The sequence below is a fragment of the Pseudomonas sp. LF-5 genome, from assembly GCF_037626295.1.
In the GTDB taxonomy this organism is placed as follows: domain Bacteria; phylum Pseudomonadota; class Gammaproteobacteria; order Pseudomonadales; family Pseudomonadaceae; genus Aquipseudomonas; species Aquipseudomonas monsensis.
Genome location: NZ_JARKMT010000003.1, coordinates 506,504 through 519,583 on the forward strand (window position 1 = coordinate 506,504; position 13,080 = coordinate 519,583).

A 13,080-nucleotide genomic window follows, 5' to 3' on the forward strand; every position below is an offset into this window, starting at 1 on the left:
CCGAGCCATGCTCAATACGCTGCGCAAGATCGTCCAGGAAGTTAACTCCGCCAAGGATCTCAAGGCGGCGTTGGGGATTATTGTGTTGCGCGTCAAAGAGGCCATGGGCAGCCAGGTCTGCTCGGTCTACCTGCTTGACCCCGAGACCAACCGCTTCGTCCTGATGGCCACCGAGGGCTTGAACAAGCGCTCGATCGGCAAGGTCAGCATGGCACCCAACGAAGGTCTGGTGGGTCTGGTCGGCACGCGTGAAGAACCCCTGAACCTCGAAAACGCCGCGGATCACCCGCGCTATCGCTACTTCGCCGAAACCGGTGAAGAGCGATATGCCTCGTTCCTCGGTGCACCGATCATTCACCACCGCCGCGTCGTCGGCGTGTTGGTCATCCAGCAGAAAGAACGCCGCCAGTTCGATGAAGGTGAAGAAGCCTTCCTCGTGACCATGAGCGCGCAACTCGCCGGGGTTATCGCCCACGCCGAGGCCACCGGTTCGATCCGTGGCCTGGGCCGTCAGGGCAAAGGCATCCAGGAAGCCAAGTTCGTCGGCGTACCGGGTTCGCCCGGGGCTGCCGTCGGTACCGCCGTGGTCATGCTGCCGCCGGCCGATCTCGACGTGGTGCCGGACAAGACCATCACCGACATCGACGCTGAGCTGGCACTGTTCAAGACCGCCATCGAAGGGGTGCGCGCCGACATGCGCGCCTTGTCGGCCAAACTGGCGACCCAGCTGCGTCCGGAAGAGCGCGCGCTGTTCGATGTCTACCTGATGATGCTCGACGATGCCTCGCTGGGCAGCGAAATCACCACCGTGATCAAGACCGGCCAGTGGGCGCAGGGCGCGCTGCGTCAGGTGGTCACTGAACACGTCAACCGTTTTGAACTGATGGACGATGCTTACCTGCGTGAGCGGGCGTCGGACGTCAAAGACCTCGGCCGGCGCCTGCTCGCCTACCTGCAGGAAGAGCGTCAGCAGAACCTGGTCTACCCGGAAAAAACCATTCTGGTCAGCGAAGAGCTGACGCCGGCAATGCTCGGCGAGGTGCCGGAAGGCACGCTGGTCGGTCTGGTCTCGGTACTCGGTTCGGGTAACTCCCACGTCGCGATCCTCGCTCGGGCGATGGGCATTCCGACGGTGATGGGGCTGGTTGACCTGCCGTACGCCAAGGTCGATGGCATCGAGATGATCGTCGACGGCACACGCGGCGAGGTCTACACCAACCCGAGCGAAGTGCTGCGCAAACAGTTCGCCGAGGTCGTCGAAGAAGAGAAACAACTGGCGCTGGGCCTCGACACCCTGCGCGACCTGCCGTGCGTGACCCTTGACGGTCACCGCATGCCGCTGTGGGTCAACACCGGTCTGCTCGCCGATGTGGCGCGGGCGCAGAAGCGTGGCGCCGAAGGTGTCGGCCTGTACCGCACCGAAGTGCCGTTCATGATCAACCAGCGCTTCCCGAGCGAAAAGGAACAACTGGCGATCTACCGCGAACAGCTCGCCGCGTTTCATCCGCAACCGGTGACCATGCGCAGCCTTGATATCGGCGGTGACAAGTCGCTGTCGTACTTCCCGATCAAGGAAGACAACCCGTTCCTCGGCTGGCGCGGCATTCGCGTCACCCTCGACCACCCGGAAATCTTCCTGGTGCAGACCCGCGCAATGCTCAAGGCCAGTGAAGGCCTGAACAATCTGCGGATTCTGCTGCCGATGATCTCCGGCACCCACGAACTCGAAGAAGCCCTGCACCTGATCCACCGGGCCTGGGGCGAAGTGCGCGATGAAGGCACCGACGTGCCGATGCCGCCGATCGGCGTGATGATCGAGATCCCGGCGGCGGTGTACCAGACCAAGGAGCTGGCGCGGATGGTCGACTTCCTGTCCGTCGGCTCCAACGACCTGACCCAGTATCTGCTGGCGGTCGATCGCAACAACCCGCGGGTGGCCGATCTCTACGACTACCTGCACCCGGCGGTGCTGCAAGCCCTGCAAACCGTGGTGCGCGACGCCCATGCCGAAGGCAAGCCGGTCAGCATCTGCGGCGAAATGGCTGGTGACCCGGCAGCGGCGGTACTGTTGATGGCCATGGGTTTCGACAGCCTGTCGATGAACGCCACCAACCTGCCGAAGGTGAAGTGGATGTTGCGTCAGGTCAATCTGAGCAAGGCTCAGGAGTTGCTGGCGGAGCTGATGACCATTGATAACCCGCAAGTGATCCACAGCTCGTTGCAATTGGCGCTGAAGAATCTCGGGTTGTCGAAGATGCATCCGCCGGCGGTCATCAAGGCCCTCTGAAGATCAAAAGCCCCTCACCCTAGCCCTCTCCCGGAGGGAGAGGGGACTGATTGGGGGATGCTGCCGAGGTACGCCGACCTGAAAGTGCATTGCTGAATCCATAATCGCCCCGCACCGACTTGAAAGTGCATTGCTGAATCCATAATCGACCGGCATCGACTTGAAAGTGCAGTGCAGAATTCATAATCGTCCGGCAGCAACTTGAAAGTGTTGTGCAGAATCCAAAATCGTCCGGCAGCAACTTGAAAGTGCTGTGCAGAATCCATATTCGGCTCGGTCTTCCAGGTCGGCGTATGGCTCAAGACATCTCGGTCGGCCCCCTCTCCCTCCGGGAGAGGGCTGGGGTGAGGGTAGCTTTCAAGCGTTTATCTCCACCTCGCCCAAATGCCCTCCATACGGCCCAAAACTGCGCTCCAACATCCGCCGCGTTCCGTCGGCCTGCACCACCAGCGCCGTACTCGCTCGCGTCCCGTAACTCTGGCTGGCGATAAACACACTCGACAACAATGATTCGGTGGCCAACCCGACTCCGGTGTCCGGCAACTCGGCAAACGGCGCCGTCTGCGCATCGCCCAGCAGCTCCAACAACCGCTCAGGTTGCGGATCATCCAGCACGGCGTGCAACGCTGCCTTGGCCTTGAGCAACTTCGGCCACGGCGTATCCAGCCCTGCATTCGATAGCCCGTAAACCCCCGGCTCCAGCATCACTGGTTCGGACGTCCGCGCATTGAAGTGCCACAGCTCGTGGGCATTGCCCAGCAGCAGGTTGAACCCGGCATATTCCGGCGCACGTCCGACCACATCGCTCAAATAATCATCAATCGACGCATCGCCGGTAAGAAACCGCGCCACCAGTTCTCCCCGTGACTTGCGTGCCGGCGGCTGATGCGGATCGCGGATGTTGGTCAGCGCGGCAAAGCGGCCGTTGGTGCCGATCCCCAGCCACGTGCCGCCCGCTTCCAGGTCGCGTCCGGCATGCACGTGCGGCGCTTCCGGCCATTGCGCCAGCGGCAGGCTGGGCCGGGCGTAGAACTCGTCACGGTTGGCTGCGACGATCAGCGGCTGGGCATGGCCCGGGCGCCAGGCGAAAACAATCAGGCACATAAGGTGGTCCTTGTGTGTTTTTTGCTCACTCTACGCATCCGGCGTCCGTGCATCCATCGCAAGTGGAGCAGGAGGCCATGCATCCGTTACCATGCCGCTCCGGTTTTGGGGATGCGGTCTGGGAGACGGTCATGGAATTTCTGCTCTATCTGGCGCTGGGCGCCTGTGCGGGCGTGCTGGCCGGGCTGTTCGGGGTGGGCGGCGGGATCATCATTGTCCCGGTGCTGGTGTTCAGTTTCACCCTGCAGGGTTTTGATCAGTCGATTCTTACGCATCTGGCGGTCGGGACATCACTGGCGACGATCATCTTTACCTCGGTCAACGCCGTGCGTGAGCATCACCGTCGCGGCGCGGTGCGCTGGCCGATTTTCATGTGGATGACCGTCGGCATTCTGCTCGGCGCCGGTTTCGGCGCGCTGACGGCCGAGGCTATTTCCGGTCCCAACCTGCAAAAAATCATCGGCGTGTTTGCTCTGGTGATTGCTGTGCAACTGGCGCTGGACGTTAAACCGAAGGCCAGTCGAACAGTGCCGGGCAAACTCGGTCTGACCGTGGCCGGCAGTGTGATTGGCTGGGCCTCGGCGATTTTCGGCATTGGCGGCGGTTCGTTGACCGTGCCGTTCCTGACCTGGCGCAGCGTGCCGATGCAGCAAGCGGTGGCGACATCGTCGGCTTGTGGCCTGCCGATCGCCCTGGCCAGTGCCTTAAGTTTCATGATTCTGGGCTGGCATGATCCGTTGCTGCCGCCGCATAGTCTCGGTTTTGTCTATCTGCCGGCGTTGTTGGGCATCGCCCTGACCAGCATGGTGTTCGCCCGCATCGGCGCGCGCCTGGCGCACAAATTGTCGCCGCGCTTGCTGAAACGGCTGTTCGCCGCTTTGCTGTTCTGCGTGGGTTTGAGCTTTCTGCTTTAACCGCGCCGCAATCCTGGCTTAATCCTGAGGTGGCAGCGTCGCCCGGGAATTTTGGTTTCAACTCTAACGAGGAGTCGCAATGCTGCCTTACCCGCAGATCGACCCGGTGGCCCTGGCCATCGGTCCGCTGAAAATCCACTGGTACGGCCTGATGTACCTGATCGGTATCGGCGGTGCATGGCTGCTGGCGTCGCGCCGGCTCAACCGTTTCGACCCGACCTGGTCCAAGGAGAAGCTCTCCGATCTGATCTTCTGGCTGTCGATGGGGGTGATTGTCGGCGGGCGACTGGGCTACGTGCTGTTCTACGATCTGAGCGCCTACCTCGCCAATCCGACGCTGATTTTCGAAGTGTGGAAGGGCGGCATGTCGTTCCACGGCGGGTTTATCGGCGTGATGCTCGCGGCCTTGTGGTTCGGCAAGCGCAACGGCAAGTCGTTCTTCCAACTGATGGACTTCGTCGCACCGATGGTGCCGATTGGTCTGGGCGCCGGGCGTATCGGCAACTTCATCAACGCCGAGCTGTGGGGCAAGCCGACCGACGTGCCGTGGGCGATGATCTTCCCGCCATTCAGCGACCCGGCGCAGTTGCCGCGTCACCCGTCGCAGCTGTATCAGTTCGCGCTCGAAGGCGTCGCGCTGTTCTTGATCCTGTGGCTGTTCTCGCGCAAACCGCGTCCGACCATGGCGGTATCGGGCATGTTCGCGCTGTTCTACGGCATCTTCCGTTTTATCGTCGAGTTCGTTCGTGTACCGGACGCGCAACTGGGCTATCTGGCCTGGAACTGGCTGACCATGGGGCAAGTGCTGTGCGTGCCGATGATCGTCGGCGGTCTGTTCCTGATCTGGCTGGCCTATCGTCGTGCGCCGGCAGCGCCGGTTGCCCCGACGGCTTAAACTACGAACCCCGGTGCGCGACGCCGGGGCTCAAAGGACACAGGTAACTCATGAAGCAATATCTCGAACTGGTCTCGCACGTCATCAAAAACGGCACCAAGCAGGCCAACCGCACCGGCATCAACACCATCAGTTTCCCGGGGGCGATGCTGCGTTTCGATCTGCAGGAAGGTTTTCCGGCGATCACCACGCGCAAGATGGCCTTCAAATCGGCCATCGGCGAGATGTGCGGCTTTTTGCGTGGCGTGAACAACGCCGCTGAATTCCGTGCGCTGGGCTGCAAGGTCTGGGACCAGAACGCCAACGAAAACGCGCAGTGGCTGGCCAACCCGTTCCGCCAGGGCGAGGATGACCTCGGCGAAATCTACGGCGTGCAATGGCGCAAATGGCCGGCGTACAAGCAGATCCCGCTAAGCAACCCGGCCGCCATCGAGCAGACCCTGAGCAACGGCTACAAGCAAATCGCCCAGGGCGAAGAAGATGGCCAGGCCTACGTGGTGCTGTACAAAGCCATCGACCAGGTGCGCCAGTGCGTCGACACGATCATCAAGGATCCGGGCAGCCGCCGCATTCTGTTCCACGGCTGGAACGTCGCTCAGCTCGATGAAATGGCCCTGCCGCCTTGCCATCTGCTGTATCAGTTCCACCCGAATGTCGAGACCAAAGAGATTTCTCTGACCCTCTACATCCGATCCAACGACCTGGGCCTGGGCACGCCGTTCAACCTCACCGAAGGCGCCGCGCTGCTGAGCCTGATCGGTCGCCTGACCGGCTATACGCCGCGCTGGTTCACCTATTTCATCGGTGATGCGCACGTCTACGAGAACCACCTGGACATGCTCAACGAACAGCTCAAGCGCGAGCCGTTCGCCATGCCGAAGCTGAAGATCTCCGATCGTGTGCCGGAATTTGCCAAGACGGGTGTGTATCAGCCGGAGTGGCTGGAGCTGGTGGAGCCGAGCGACTTCTCGCTGGAAGGTTACGAGCACCATGCGCCGATGACCGCGCCAATGGCGGTCTGAAGGCTTGCCAATAAACCTGTGGGAGCTGGCTTGCCAGCGATTACGGCGGCACATTCAACATTGATGTGTCTGTAAAACCGCTATCGCTGGCAAGCCAGCTCCCACAGTGTTTTTTGGTGTTCCTAGTGGCCGTGACTGCGGCCTACATGGGAGTGTTCGACTTCCGTCGCAACAACCCCGCCACTCACTTCCAGCCGCTGCAAAATCCCGCACTGATCGGCCATCGGCCCTTCGCCACAGCGTTGGCGCAGGTCGAGCAGCTGTGTCTGCAAGGCCAGCAAGCCGTCAATCCGCGCCTTCACATGCTGGATGTGCTCGTCGATCAGCGTATTGACGCTTTCACACTGATCCTGCGGGCTGTCACGCATGGCCAGCAGGCTGCGGATTTCTTCGAGGGTCATGTCGAGGGTGCGGCAGTTGCGGATGAAGGTCAGGCGTTCGGCGTGGGCCTGGGTGTAGACGCGGTAGTTGCCGTCGCTGCGCGCCGGTTCCGGCAGCAGGTTTTCGCGCTCGTAATAGCGGATGGTTTCCACCGCGCAGTCGGTGAGTTTCGCCAGTTCGCCGATCTTCATGACGGCCATCTCCAAAAGGGTGCTTGACCCTATAGTGGCTACAGGGTCTTTACTTGGCAACAGGCACCTTCATGGACGCGACCAATGAGCGATTCCCGGCACACCCACAAACCCCACGCGGGGCACGATCACAGCCACAAATTGCAGCCTGTGCATAAGCATTCACATGGCGGCGACTCTTGCTGCTCGTCTAAAGCCGCTGCGCCTGCGTTGGTGCAACTGAGCGAAAAGACCAGCGCCGATGCGCGGCTCAGCAGTTTCCGCATCGAGGCGATGGACTGCCCGACCGAGCAGACGCTGATCCAGAACAAGCTCGGCAAGCTGCCCGGCGTGCAGCAACTGGAATTCAACCTGATCAACCGCGTGCTCGGCGTCACCCACAATCTGCCGGACACCGCGCCGATCACCGAGGCGATCACCTCGCTGGGCATGCACGCCGAGCCTTTGGAGGCGGGTGTCGAAGCGCCGGCCCCTGCGCCGGTGAAAAAACACTGGTGGCCGCTGGCGCTGTCCGGCGTCGGTGCGCTCGCGGCTGAAGTGATCCACTTCACCAGTGCCGCGCCGACCTGGGTGGTGGCGATCATTGCGTTGGTGTCGATCCTCAGCGGTGGCCTGACTACCTACAAAAAGGGCTGGATCGCCCTGAAGAACCGCAACCTCAATATCAACGCGCTGATGAGCATCGCGGTGACCGGTGCGGTGTTGATCGGGCAGTGGCCGGAAGCGGCGATGGTGATGTTCCTGTTTACCGTGGCCGAACTGATCGAGGCGCGCTCACTGGATCGTGCGCGCAATGCCATCAGCGGTTTGATGCAAATGACGCCGGAGCAAGCCACGGTGTTGCAGGCTGACGGCAGCTGGATTGAGCAGGACGTGAAAAGCGTCGAACTCGGCGCCCGCGTGCGGGTAAAACCCGGCGAGCGGATCGCGCTGGACGGCGAGGTGGTCAGCGGCAGTTCGACCATCGACCAGGCGCCGATCACCGGCGAGAGCCTGCCGGTAGAGAAAACCGTCGGCGACAAGGTTTTCGCCGGCACCATCAATCAGGCCGGTTCGCTGGAGTATGCCGTCACCGCTGCGGCGAACAACTCGACCCTGGCGCGAATCATCCACGCCGTCGAGCAGGCGCAAGGCGCACGCGCCCCGACCCAACGCTTCGTCGATCAATTCTCGAAAATCTACACCCCGGTGGTATTTGTCCTGGCACTGGCCGTGGCGATCATTCCGCCGCTGTTCATGGGCGCGGCGTGGTTCGACTGGATCTACCGCGCGCTGGTGCTGCTGGTGGTAGCGTGCCCCTGCGCGCTGGTGATTTCCACTCCGGTGACCATCGTCAGCGGCCTTGCGGCGGCGGCGCGCAAAGGCATTCTGGTCAAGGGCGGCGTGTACCTGGAGGGCGGTTTCAAGCTCGATTATCTGGCGCTGGACAAGACCGGGACCATCACTCACGGCAAACCGGTGCAAACCGATTACCTGTCCCTCGACCCAACGGCAGATGCCACGGCGCCGGCAATCGCTGCTGCGTTGGCCGGTCGCTCCGATCACCCCGTGTCGCTGGCCATCGCCAACGCCGCTGTGGATAAGAACTTCAAAGCGCTGACTGTGGATAACTTCGAAGCGTTGGCCGGTCGCGGGGTGAAGGGGCAGGTCAACGGTCAGACCTATCACTTGGGTAACCATCGTCTCGTCGAAGAACTGGGCCTGTGCTCGCCGCAGCTGGAAGAAAAACTGTTTGCGCTGGAGAAGCAGGGCAAGTCGGTGGTGCTGCTGCTCGACAGCTCCGGCCCGCTGGCGCTGTTCGCCGTGGCCGATACCGTCAAGGAAAGCAGCCGCGAAGCGATCCGCCAGTTGCATGCTCTGGGCGTGAAAACCCTGATGCTCACCGGTGACAACGTGCACACCGCGCAGGCGATTGCCGCGCAGGTCGGCATTGATCAGGCCAAGGGCGACTTGCTGCCGACCGACAAGCTGCAAGCCATCGAAGCACTTTATGCACAGGGGCATCGGGTGGGCATGGTCGGCGACGGCATCAACGACGCCCCGGCACTGGCCCGCGCCGAGATCGGTTTCGCCATGGCGGCGGCCGGCACCGACACCGCGATTGAAACCGCCGATGTCGCCCTGATGGACGACGATCTGCGCAAGATTCCCGCGTTTATCAGCCTGTCGCGTGACACTGCCAGCATCCTGAAACAGAACATCGCCTTGGCACTGGTGATCAAGGCTATCTTTCTTGGGGTAACCTTCGCCGGACTCGCCACCATGTGGATGGCGGTATTCGCCGACATGGGCGTGAGCCTGCTGGTGGTGTTCAACGGTTTGCGCCTGTTGCGTAAATAAACGATGAGGGATGGTTGTGCTGAGTGCCGAGCTGAAAGCGTTTTACATGGTCGCCCGCCTGGGCAGCATCACGCTGGCGGCGAAAAAGCTCGGCCTTAGCCAACCCACCGTGACCACGCAGATCCGCAACCTCGAAAGCCAATACTCGGTGGAACTGTTCTACCGTGGCGGTCGGCGCCTGAGCGTCAGCGACGAAGGCGCGCGGTTGCTGCCGATGGTCAAGGCGCTGTTGCAGCAGGAAGCCGACATCGAGTTCTTCTTGCGCAACAGCGGTCAGGTGCAGGGCACGTTGCGTATTGCCGCGACCGCGCCGTATTACATCCTCGATCTGGTGAAGACCTTTCGCGAGCGCTTGCCGCAGGTGGAGGTGTCGGTGGAAATCGGCAATTCGCAACAGGTGCTCGAAGCGCTGGAGGACTACCGGGTGGACGTCGCCGCTTCGTCGCAGTTGCTCGACGATGCGCGATTGATTCGCCGGGTGCTGGGCACTGATCCACTGGTGCTGGCGGTGCATCGCAATCATCCGCTGGCAGCTCATGATCACGTGGCTTTGAGCGCACTGGCCGGGCACACCCTGTTGATGCGTGAAACCGGGTCAACGACGCGGCGTCTGACCGAGGAGTTGCTGGCCAGTGCCGGGGTCAGTTTCGGGCCATTGCTGGAGATCGGCAGCCGCGAGTCGATCCGTGAGGCGGTGCTGCGCAACATCGGCATCAGCATCATTGCCCGCCAGGAAGTGCCGCATGATCCGCAGTTGCGGGTGCTGACCATCGAGAATGCGCCGCAGATTCCCGAGTATCTGTATTGCCTGAAAGAAAGGAAGGGCGCGCGGTTGCCGGCGGCATTTCTGGGGTTGGCCCAGGAAATGTCCCCGGCCTGAATTCTCGGTCGCCCTTACTGGCCTCATCGCTGGCAAGCCAGCTCCCACAGGTATTTCTGGTGTTCACAAAATTTGTATTCACTGGAGATCTCTGTGGGAGCTGGCTTGCCAGCGATGAGGCCCGATCAAACAACCCAAGACCTGAATCTTCTGAACCAAAATCCCCGAATACCACTATCGGCCGTTTTTGCCTCACTGCCACATGACGGACGCATTACAACTCTAGGATTGGCCCCATCAGCTTGATGAGGTCTGTCCATGAATCCTGCAATCGCAACTGCCCTGACCAATCCCGGTGCGCCGATGAAAGTGCGCGGCGTGCAGAAGCGCTTCGGCGCGTTTACCGCACTGGATAACGTCTCCCTCGACGTCGCGGCCGGTGAGCTGGTGTGTCTGCTCGGCCCCTCCGGCTGTGGCAAGACCACGCTGCTGCGCTGCATCGCCGGGCTGGAGAAACAGGACAGCGGCGAGTTGTACCTCGGTGACCGCGACGTTTCGCACCTCGCCCCACAAGCCCGGGACTACGGGATTCTGTTCCAGTCCTACGCGCTGTTCCCCAATCTGACGGTCGAAGCGAACATTGCCTACGGCCTCGCCGGCAGTGGTCGCGACGAAGTCCGTCGCCGCGTCGGGCAGATGCTGGAGCTGGTCGGCCTCACCGGCAGTGAGAAAAAGTACCCGGGCCAGTTGTCCGGCGGCCAGCAACAGCGAGTCGCGCTGGCGCGTGCCCTGGCCCCGGCGCCGTCGCTGCTGTTGCTCGATGAGCCGATGTCGGCGCTGGACGCCCGGGTACGCGAGCATCTGTGCACCGAACTGCGCCAACTGCAGCGCAACCTCGGCATCACCACCCTGATGGTCACCCACAATCAGGACGAAGCCATGCTGATGGCCGACCGCATCGCTGTGATGAACAACGGCCGTGTCGAGCAGTACGCCACCCCGCAGGAAATCTACAACCGCCCGGCCACACCGTTCGTGGCCGAGTTTGTCGGTCAGGGCAACTGGCTGCCGTTCCAGCGCAGCAGCGCCAATCACGCCCGGGTTGGCGGGATGGATGTGCGTCTGGCTGATGGCAGCGTGAGCGGCGCTTCGGGGCGACTGTTCTGCCGTCCGGAAGCGATCAACGTCAATCCCGTGGTGCACGAAGAAAACCTGTTTCCGGCCAAGGTGCGCGAGATCACTTTCCTCGGCAACCGCTGCCGCATGAGCTTCGAACTCGACCAATTGCCGGGGCATCCGTTGCTTGCCGAACTGGCGCCGGAAGCCATGCCGCGCCTCGGCGCCCAGCAAATCATGGTCGCCTTGCCGCCGCGCAGCCTGCAGGTGTTTGCCTGATGAGCGCGAACATCGCACTGCCGCTACCGCACAAGCAGGCGCGGCGAGTGTCCGGTGCCGAGGTCGGTGACCGGATCTTTGTCCTCGGCGGCAAACTCCTGCTGTTGTTGCTGCTCGGTGTTGCGGTGCTGCTGCCCTTGCTGGCGATCTTCTGGCGCGGCTTCAGCAGCGAGGCCGGGCAGGGCGGTGGCTGGCTCGCCGCGAAGGAGCTGGTGACCAGCGCCAATTTCCACTGGCTGCTCGGCAACAGCCTGAAAGTTTCCCTCAGCGTTGCGGCCATTGTCGTACCGCTGGCCTACCTGTTTGCCTACGCCCTGCAACGCACGCTGATTCCGGCCAAGGGCATCTGGCGCGGGATTTCCCTGCTGCCATTGATGGCACCGTCGATGCTGCCGGGGATCGCGCTGGTCTATCTGTTCGGCAACCAGGGCATGTTGCGCGGGCTGCTCTCGGACAACATCTACGGTTTCTGGGGGATTGTGCTGGGTGAGGTGATTTACACCTTCCCCCATGCGCTGATGATTCTGCTCTCGGCATTGTCGCTGGCCGATGCGCGCCTGTTCGATGCAGCGTCGAGCATGGGCGCCAGCCCGGCCAAGGCGTTTCGTAGCATCACTTGGCCGGCGACCCGCCAGGCAGTGTTCGCCGCATTCTGTCTGGTGTTCACCCTGACCATCACCGATTTCGGGGTGCCGGTGGTAGTCGGTGGCGACTATCAAGTGCTGGCGCTGGAAGCCTACAAAGCGGTGGTCGGCCAACAGCAATTCGGTCGCGGCGCGTTGATCGGCATGGTGCTGTTGCTGCCGGCGCTGTTCAGCTTTGGTGTGGATGCCTGGCTGCGCCGCCGTCATGGCGATTCAATGAGTGGCCGCGCCCAAGTGTTCAAGCCGGTGCCATCGAAATTGCGTGACGGCTGCTATCTGGCGATTGTTTTGCTGATCAGCGCCGCGTTGATTCTGGTGTTCGGCATGGCGGTGTTTTCCTCGCTGGTGAAGTTCTGGCCGTACAACCTGTCGCTGTCGCTCAACCACTATCAGTTCAACGAAACCGCCGGCGGTGGCTGGCTGGCCTACGGCAACAGTTTGAAGATGGCGCTGGGTACGGCGCTGATCGGCAGTGTGCTGATCTTCACCGGCGCTTACCTGATGGAGAAAACCCGCACCCAGCGCGGCCTCAACCTGGCGTTGCGCATGCTCAGTTTCATCCCGATGGCGGTGCCGGGGCTGGTGCTTGGCCTGGGTTACGTCTTCTTCTTCAACCTCACCGGCAACCCGCTGCACGTGCTGTACGGGACGATGACCCTGCTGATCGTCTGCACCATTGCGCACTACCTGACCACCGCACAAATGACCGCGACCACCGCGCTGCGCCAGCTCGACGCCGAGTTCGAAGCGGCAGCGCTGTCGCTCAAGGCGCCGCTATATCGGCATTACTTGCGTGTGACCGTGCCGATCTGCCTGCCGGCGCTGCTCGACATCGTGCGCTACCTGTTCGTTTCGGCGATGACCACCGTGTCGGCGGCGATCTTCCTCTACAGCCCCGACACCATCCTCGCGGCGGTGGCGGTGCTGAACATGGATGACGCCGGCAACGTCGGCGGCGCGGCGGCGATGTCGACCCTGATTCTGTTCACCTCGGCAGGCGTGTCCTTGCTGCTGGCGTGGGCTTCGCGCGGCTTGCTGCGCCGTTCCCAGGCCTGGCGGCAAACCGCGCCCGGTCACTGATTCAAAC

10 protein-coding genes are annotated in these 13,080 nt (G+C 62.1%); 8 read left to right on the plus strand and 2 right to left on the minus strand.

Annotation, left to right across the window (positions count from 1 at the left end; translation table 11 throughout):
• Window positions 1–7 precede the first annotated feature (7 nt).
• Complete coding sequence (ptsP, locus tag PseuLF5_RS14355) at window positions 8–2,287, plus strand: phosphoenolpyruvate--protein phosphotransferase (RefSeq protein ID WP_123454403.1); 2,280 nt, start codon at window positions 8–10, stop codon at window positions 2,285–2,287.
• Between the two features lie 357 nt (window positions 2,288–2,644).
• On the opposite strand, the gene PseuLF5_RS14360 is transcribed toward ptsP, so the two are convergent.
• On the minus strand, window positions 2,645–3,391 hold the full coding sequence (locus PseuLF5_RS14360) for an NRDE family protein (RefSeq protein WP_128615562.1): 747 nt from the start codon (window positions 3,389–3,391) through the stop codon (window positions 2,645–2,647).
• Window positions 3,392–3,522: 131 nt separating this feature from the next.
• On the opposite strand from PseuLF5_RS14360, the gene PseuLF5_RS14365 reads away from it, so the two are divergent.
• The 3 genes from PseuLF5_RS14365 (at window position 3,523) to PseuLF5_RS14375 (ending at window position 6,222) form a co-directional block, all read left to right on the plus strand.
• A complete protein-coding gene (locus PseuLF5_RS14365; protein WP_123469628.1) occupies window positions 3,523–4,305 on the plus strand; it encodes a sulfite exporter TauE/SafE family protein in 783 nt (260 codons plus the stop codon).
• A gap of 79 nt (window positions 4,306–4,384) precedes the next feature.
• Window positions 4,385–5,200 carry a prolipoprotein diacylglyceryl transferase gene (lgt, locus tag PseuLF5_RS14370; RefSeq protein WP_123469626.1) on the plus strand — a complete coding sequence of 272 codons (816 nt, stop codon included), beginning with the start codon at window positions 4,385–4,387 and terminating at the stop codon, window positions 5,198–5,200.
• A gap of 50 nt (window positions 5,201–5,250) precedes the next feature.
• The gene (locus PseuLF5_RS14375) at window positions 5,251–6,222 is read left to right on the plus strand and encodes a thymidylate synthase (protein ID WP_123469624.1); all 972 of its coding nucleotides are present in this window, start codon (window positions 5,251–5,253) and stop codon (window positions 6,220–6,222) included.
• A gap of 122 nt (window positions 6,223–6,344) precedes the next feature.
• Here the strand turns inward: PseuLF5_RS14375 and cadR are convergent, their stop codons facing one another.
• A complete protein-coding gene (gene cadR / locus PseuLF5_RS14380) occupies window positions 6,345–6,794 on the minus strand; it encodes a Cd(II)/Pb(II)-responsive transcriptional regulator (protein WP_016983204.1) in 450 nt (149 codons plus the stop codon).
• Window positions 6,795–6,878: 84 nt separating this feature from the next.
• Here cadR and PseuLF5_RS14385 point away from each other — a divergent pair, with 84 nt between their 5' ends.
• The 4 genes from PseuLF5_RS14385 (at window position 6,879) to PseuLF5_RS14400 (ending at window position 13,073) form a co-directional block, all read left to right on the plus strand.
• Complete coding sequence (locus tag PseuLF5_RS14385) at window positions 6,879–9,134, plus strand: heavy metal translocating P-type ATPase (RefSeq protein WP_340133815.1); 2,256 nt, start codon at window positions 6,879–6,881, stop codon at window positions 9,132–9,134.
• Between the two features lie 16 nt (window positions 9,135–9,150).
• Window positions 9,151–10,014 carry a LysR family transcriptional regulator gene (locus tag PseuLF5_RS14390; protein ID WP_340133864.1) on the plus strand — a complete coding sequence of 288 codons (864 nt, stop codon included), beginning with the start codon at window positions 9,151–9,153 and terminating at the stop codon, window positions 10,012–10,014.
• 258 nt (window positions 10,015–10,272) lie between these two features.
• Window positions 10,273–11,349, plus strand: a complete 1,077-nt coding sequence (locus PseuLF5_RS14395; RefSeq protein ID WP_340133817.1) for a putative 2-aminoethylphosphonate ABC transporter ATP-binding protein — start codon at window positions 10,273–10,275, stop codon at window positions 11,347–11,349.
• Window positions 11,349–13,073, plus strand: coding sequence for a putative 2-aminoethylphosphonate ABC transporter permease subunit (locus PseuLF5_RS14400; RefSeq protein ID WP_222834101.1), 1,725 nt, complete (start codon window positions 11,349–11,351; stop codon window positions 13,071–13,073). Before PseuLF5_RS14395 ends, PseuLF5_RS14400 begins: the two co-directional genes overlap by 1 nt.
• The last annotated feature ends 7 nt before the right edge of the window (window positions 13,074–13,080 follow it).

Bases quoted from the DNA above. Each gene is read 5' to 3' on its own strand.
- PseuLF5_RS14395 (WP_340133817.1), top strand. From the start codon at position 10,273: ATGAATCCTGCAATCGCAACTGCCCTGACCAATCCCGGTGCGCCGATG.
- PseuLF5_RS14365 (WP_123469628.1), top strand. From the start codon at position 3,523: ATGGAATTTCTGCTCTATCTGGCGCTGGGCGCCTGTGCGGGCGTGCTG.
- PseuLF5_RS14385 (WP_340133815.1), top strand. From the start codon at position 6,879: ATGAGCGATTCCCGGCACACCCACAAACCCCACGCGGGGCACGATCAC.
- ptsP (WP_123454403.1), top strand. From the start codon at position 8: ATGCTCAATACGCTGCGCAAGATCGTCCAGGAAGTTAACTCCGCCAAG.
- cadR (WP_016983204.1), bottom strand. From the start codon at position 6,794: ATGAAGATCGGCGAACTGGCGAAACTCACCGACTGCGCGGTGGAAACC.
- PseuLF5_RS14360 (WP_128615562.1), bottom strand. From the start codon at position 3,391: ATGTGCCTGATTGTTTTCGCCTGGCGCCCGGGCCATGCCCAGCCGCTG.
- PseuLF5_RS14375 (WP_123469624.1), top strand. From the start codon at position 5,251: ATGAAGCAATATCTCGAACTGGTCTCGCACGTCATCAAAAACGGCACC.
- lgt (WP_123469626.1), top strand. From the start codon at position 4,385: ATGCTGCCTTACCCGCAGATCGACCCGGTGGCCCTGGCCATCGGTCCG.
- PseuLF5_RS14400 (WP_222834101.1), top strand. From the start codon at position 11,349: ATGAGCGCGAACATCGCACTGCCGCTACCGCACAAGCAGGCGCGGCGA.